Raw genomic sequence first — 2,792 nt, forward strand, 5'->3', positions numbered from 1 at the left:
CGGGCCTGGCTGGAGGCACGCGGGAAACAGACCGAGGACACGCGCGCCCGGCTGGCCGGATACACGGCCGAAAGCGTGGAGCCGATTGCCGATTACCACGGCGTTGAAATCGACACCGGGGCCGCGTGGCTGGCCGATGGCACGATCCAGATTACGGCGCGCGAAAGCGACACGTCCGTCGCCACCGTGGTGGGGAACTGATGCCCGCATCCATTCCCACGCCCGCGCAGCTTTCCCAGCGTTTTGCGGCCTACCTGCTGGGGCAGACGTTCACGGCCGCCGATGGCACGCAGGTCACGCTCGACGCCAATGCGCCGGGCAGCCTGGAGCAGGTACTGGCCATTGCTCATGGCCTGTCGGATGCGGAACTGTATCGCTACCTGCGCGACGCGCTGCTGGAAATGATGCCGGACACGGCCACGATCGACGGCTGGCTGCCGCGCCTGGGCAGCATGTGGGGCGTGCCGCGCAAGTCGGCCACGGCCGGGATCGGCAACGTCGTGTTCACCTGTTCGCAGGCGGTGGTGATCCCGGCCCAGACGCTGCTGACAGTTGACGGGTCTGTCCAGTGGACCACGACGGCCGAGGCCAGTATCGCCGCAGGGGCGTCCGGCAGTGTCGCGGTGCAGGCCACGTCCACCGGCACGACCGGCAATGTCGGCGGCAATGTCACCCTGACGCTGGTATCGCCCATCGCCGGTGTCACGTCGGCCGTGACCGACGCGCAGGGCATCGCAGGCGGGGCCGCGATCGAGGATCAGCAAAGCTGGCGCAACCGCATCGTTGATCGCATCCGCAATCCGCCTGCCGGTGGCAACCAGAACGATTACGAGACATGGGCGACGAACGCGGGCGCGACCTACGTCAACCCCGTGCGCGGATGGGTTGGCGTCGGCACGGTCGGCGTGATCGTGGCGATGGCAGGACCGACCGCGCCGACCGATGCCGAGGTCGCGGCCATCCAGACCTATATAGATGACCCGTCGCGCAGGCCCGTGCGTGCGAATGCCGTGGTCGTGGCCGCGCAGGTCGTGCCGCAGGACATCACCCTGTCCATCACGCCGGATACGGATGCGAACCGCGATGCGGTGCAGGAGGCGGTCGATACCTATTACGCGTCCACCAAAATCGGGGCGAAACTGCTGGTGTCCGGTCTGGATGCCGCCATCGGTGCGATCCCGTCACTGACCAGCTACCTGCTGACCGCGCCCACAGCCAACGTCCAGTTGGCCGCCAACCAGATCGCGGCCAGCGGCACGATCACATGGCAGGCGGCATCGTGACGCGCACGGCCACGCAGATACAGGACGAACTGCTGACGCAGTTGATGCCGCCCGGATGGGCGTGGCCGAAGAAAACGCCTGCCAATCTGGCGGCGCTGCTGTTCCCGTTCGCGGCCTGCGCTGCGGATTTCGAGGCGGATGTCGCGGCCCTGGCTGACGAGATCAGCCCGCAGACGGCGACCCTGCTGCTGGACGATTACGAGCGCGTGCTGGGTCCAGACCCGTGCGGCCGTGACGCGCTGGCGACCACGACCGCGCTGCGTCAGGCGCTGGCGTACCAGCGATGGACGGCCAATGGCGGCTGCACGATCGCATTTTTCGAGAACATGGCCGCCGCCCTGGGCGTGACGATTTCGATCGAGGAGCCGTGGCCTGCGGAATGCGGTCTGGCGGTCTGCGGCGACGCGGTCTGTGCCGGTGGCGACGTGCTGTTCGACTGGATCGTGCATGTCGAGGCAGGCGCGGAAAATCTGGAGGCAGATGCGGCGATCTGCGGCGTAGGGATATGCGGCATGTCGATCTGCGGGTCGGTTGTCCAGCCCGCAATCGCGGACGAGGTGCAGACCCTGTACTGCCCGATGGCGCGTAACGCCCCGGCCGATACTTATCTTTATATTGTGGATCAGGAACTGAACTGATGGTCGATTATACTTCCGCATCCGGATATGTGACGGACGACGCGGGGCGACGACAATACGTGGACCGCAACGATGCGGCGGGTGTGCAGGGCACCTACCTGATGGCGAGTGACCGCAATCAGGACCGCAATGCGATAATGGACCCCATCATTACGTCCGGGCTGGCGGGGAACGCGAACGACGACACGCTGTTGACACAGGCAATCCGAATTCTGTCTGGACAGGGCGCAGGAACAAAAACTCCATATCTCACCGTCCAGCAGGGCGGTGGCAAATACCAGGTCGCGGGCAAGGTGATGCTCGGGCGTGACACCACGTTCCCCGGCCTGCGCTACAGCTATATCGGCACCGACGATGAAACGGTTGAGGACGGCGGTTACCTCGTGTCCTCTTACGGCACCCTCCTGTCAGGTTCGACGCAGGTCGGCGACCTGACGATCGGGCCGGACGGCCGCCTGTCCTACCAGTCCGTGAAGATGGCGGGTTCCTACAGTGTGACGGCATTGCTGTCGGATATCATCGCCGGGACGGGGCTTGTGAGTTTGCAGGGCACGAACGGCTGTCAGATGCTGCCCGGTGAGAAGATCCTGCAATATGGTGCCAACACTTCCGGAAGTGGCGGGTATTCGACCCCGAATTTCCCGATTGCCTTCCCGAACAAATGCGTTGGAATGATCGTGGTTGAATCGGCCGCCACCACGAACTGGGCCGCCGGGAAACCCACGCTGCACGGCGTGCAGGGTTATCCCAGTACCGTGCAGGCCGACGTCTATTCAATGATTTTTTCGGGTGCGGGCGGTGGATGGGGCGGAATGAACGGCCTCGGATATTTCTGGTGGGCATGGGGAAACTGATAAATGTCAACGAATTA

At 64.5% G+C, this 2,792-nt stretch carries 4 protein-coding genes; all 4 read left to right on the forward strand.

What is annotated here, in order from left to right:
- On the forward strand, positions 1–201 hold a 201-nt coding region (locus tag HNH97_RS15300; RefSeq protein ID WP_171791459.1), incomplete at its 5' end, for a GPW/gp25 family protein.
- Positions 201–1,283 carry a baseplate J/gp47 family protein gene (locus HNH97_RS15305; protein WP_171791460.1) on the forward strand — a complete coding sequence of 361 codons (1,083 nt, stop codon included), beginning with the start codon at positions 201–203 and terminating at the stop codon, positions 1,281–1,283. The genes HNH97_RS15300 and HNH97_RS15305, both read left to right, overlap by 1 nt.
- Complete coding sequence (locus tag HNH97_RS15310; RefSeq protein WP_171791461.1) at positions 1,265–1,921, forward strand: putative phage tail protein; 657 nt, start codon at positions 1,265–1,267, stop codon at positions 1,919–1,921. The genes HNH97_RS15305 and HNH97_RS15310 overlap by 19 nt, the downstream gene beginning before the upstream one ends.
- Positions 1,921–2,775: a gp53-like domain-containing protein gene (locus HNH97_RS15315; RefSeq protein WP_171791462.1), complete on the forward strand. Its 855-nt coding sequence runs from the start codon at positions 1,921–1,923 to the stop codon at positions 2,773–2,775. Before HNH97_RS15310 ends, HNH97_RS15315 begins: the two co-directional genes overlap by 1 nt.
- Positions 2,776–2,792 lie beyond the last annotated feature (17 nt).

It is taken from the genome of Gluconacetobacter entanii, from assembly GCF_013155425.1.
GTDB lineage: Bacteria > Pseudomonadota > Alphaproteobacteria > Acetobacterales > Acetobacteraceae > Novacetimonas > Novacetimonas entanii.

What these genes read in the sequence shown, in the direction of transcription:
- HNH97_RS15305 (WP_171791460.1), top strand. Translation starts at nt 201, where the DNA reads ATGCCCGCATCCATTCCCACGCCCGCGCAGCTTTCCCAGCGTTTTGCG.
- HNH97_RS15310 (WP_171791461.1), top strand. Translation starts at nt 1,265, where the DNA reads ATGGCAGGCGGCATCGTGACGCGCACGGCCACGCAGATACAGGACGAA.
- HNH97_RS15315 (WP_171791462.1), top strand. Translation starts at nt 1,921, where the DNA reads ATGGTCGATTATACTTCCGCATCCGGATATGTGACGGACGACGCGGGG.